At 62.8% G+C, this 441-nt stretch carries 1 protein-coding gene and 1 pseudogene; both read right to left on the bottom strand.

Translation table 11 applies throughout. The annotated features are described in order from the left end of the window. Positions 1–256, bottom strand: a pseudogene (locus HFC70_RS26380) (transporter); the annotation flags it as partial. Between the two features lie 15 nt (positions 257–271). Then, positions 272–441 (bottom strand): zinc-ribbon domain-containing protein (locus HFC70_RS27345; protein WP_168476298.1); only part of this gene is annotated, 170 nt, incomplete at its 5' end.

The raw sequence follows: 441 nt of genomic DNA, 5'->3' as shown, positions 1-441 counted from the left end.
ATTCGGTGAGCCACTTGACCCCGAGCATCAGCAGGACGCCGGCCGTGAAACCAACCAATACTTCCAACGGCGCATGCTCGCCCACCAGATCCGGCAGCAGTTCCAGGCCGATGGCGGCGAACACGACGCCGGCGGCGAAATGCTGGATGGCGCTCGTTAGCTTCGGACCCGGCGCCCGAAAAGCCGCGATGATGCCGCCCAGGATGGTGACGGCAAGCGGAAACAGCATATAGCTGAACAAGCTCTGGCCGGACATGGCGCTCTCCTGAAATTATCGCTGCGGCTGGCCGCATTGGCTGCAGAACTGGGCGTTCGGTGGTATCCCAGCACCGCAATGGCGGCATGTGATGGCGCTCAGCGGTGTGCCGCACTGGATGCAGAAACGGGCATCGGGTGGATTGACGGTCCGGCAATTGGGGCAGACCTGGCCCGTATTAACGC

Origin of the sequence: Agrobacterium sp. a22-2 (assembly GCF_012276985.1) — a bacterium.
GTDB lineage: Bacteria > Pseudomonadota > Alphaproteobacteria > Rhizobiales > Rhizobiaceae > Allorhizobium.
The sequence above is the reverse complement of the archived record's forward strand: the minus strand, read 5'-3'. Positions and strand labels throughout refer to the sequence as shown.